At 31.8% G+C, this 1,756-nt stretch carries 2 protein-coding genes; both read left to right on the top strand.

What is annotated here, in order from left to right; all coding sequences use genetic code 11:
* Nucleotides 1-512: 512 nt before the first annotated feature.
* On the top strand, nucleotides 513-1,055 hold the full coding sequence (locus SB775_RS27270) for a hypothetical protein (RefSeq protein ID WP_410864261.1): 543 nt from the start codon (nucleotides 513-515) through the stop codon (nucleotides 1,053-1,055).
* Between the two features lie 137 nt (nucleotides 1,056-1,192).
* Complete coding sequence (locus tag SB775_RS27265) at nucleotides 1,193-1,429, top strand: hypothetical protein (RefSeq protein ID WP_410864260.1); 237 nt, start codon at nucleotides 1,193-1,195, stop codon at nucleotides 1,427-1,429.
* The last annotated feature ends 327 nt before the right edge of the window (nucleotides 1,430-1,756 follow it).

Raw genomic sequence — 1,756 nt, 5'->3', positions numbered from 1 at the left:
TTGTACATAGGGTCCAGTTAAACTTCAGAAAATCTTAAGGTTTTCTCAGTAGGTTGATACATATAAATTTAAAATCACTAGGTTGGTCCATAACCACTATTACAATTATTGTGGCAGAAGCTAGAACAACAAAGATCTTCTAAACAGGATTGTGAATAAATGTATTTAAGCAAACGGGGGCGTTAGTTGCATAAGGAACACAAAAATGATCAATCTTTTTTATAAAAGAATAATCCAATTAAATATTATAAGGGCATGTTTTAATTAATCTTTTTTCAAAACATGCTCTTTCTATTTATTCATTTATCAAGGTTTCTTGGATTAATTTGATCAAACTTTGTTTCAAATCTACAAATGGGGTTGCTGTGGCAGCTCTTTTCTTTATGGAACTATAGGGGCAGGATAGTTCCATAAGCGTAGTGTAGTCGTACTGTGCGGTAATAAATATAACACTACTTAATAACTCATATCTTCAATGCTTCAGGGCATCTTATTTAATAATAAGAAAGGGCGTGATTGTTATTAGGTTATTAAAATTTTTTGTCCTATGTATTCCTTTTTACTTCACATTCACTGGAACAACTTACGCAAGTAAAGACAGTAAAGAGTTTGAAAAGTCGCTTTCTGAAATTGGTTACACTTCAGTACATCAAGCTTTACAAGATAGCAATAAGCATTTTAATCATACTATTTCTTTGCCTATTCAATTACCTCCAGTACCGTTCACTCATAATTACGGCAGGTTTAATAACCTTGAAGGTAATATCAATGATGGCTTTGAGGCAGAATACTTTAATAAAGCCCTATCTGAAAACCATTATGCGATTCGTGTTAGACCGGTTGAAAATAAAATTAAATTTAAAAAAGGTAATATCGATCAAACTTTTAAATTAAATGATGGTAATACTGCCATATATAGTAGCAAGGCTTCTGGAGTGGTTAACCTTTTAATTTTCGAAAAAGGTGTATGGCAATATATGTTAAGTGTTGATAAGAGAATTTCTAATAAAGTAACATCGGAAATATTGGTAGAAATCGCAAATTCCATAAAATAAATTACTACACAGTTTGGGTCAACTCTACAATAGGTCTTATGCAATTAACGGGTACGTGTTGAGAACCGGGGCTGCCATTTGGTGGCCTTTTTGCTTGCCTTTTTGCTTAATGAACTAAAGGGGCAGGATAGTTTTATATGACATATCAACTATGGATGAATCAAACAGAAAAAATAGAGGCTGTCGAGGATTTCTCGACAAGCCTGAGGAGCTTTTCAGCTCCTATTTATTTTTGCGATTATACTTCTTTTTTTGCATATATTCTGTTAATTAATCCGACGATGCTAATTAAAATCATGGCAGCCACATCAGTAGCTACATTAAATTGTTCATTATCACTAAAAACATTAACAACGCAAACTACGAAAAAATAACTAATAAGATGTTTTTGAAGTTATTTGCAATAGTTTTGATAGTAAACATCCTTTCTTTATTATCATTATTCTATTATACAAATTGGATATTTATATTAAAGTATATAGCGAAGATTGTGAAGATCAGAGCTGTCCTTTAAGGTAGCTCTTTCTTTATGCAACTATCGGGGCAGGATAGTTCCATAAGAAATTGACTATTGGTTAATTGTGGCATATAATCGCATTAAAAGGAACGTACGTTCTTTTTTTGGTGGAGTAGCTTTTGATGTGGAAAAAATAAACTATGAAAATTATGATTGGAGTGTTAGTAGATGAAAATAAAAAAAG

Source organism: Peribacillus sp. SIMBA_075 (assembly GCF_046534585.1).
Note: the sequence above shows the minus strand (reverse complement) of the source record. Positions and strands in the feature narration are given on the sequence as shown.

Bases quoted from the DNA above. Each gene is read 5' to 3' on its own strand.
- SB775_RS27265 (WP_410864260.1), top strand. From the start codon at position 1,193: ATGACATATCAACTATGGATGAATCAAACAGAAAAAATAGAGGCTGTC.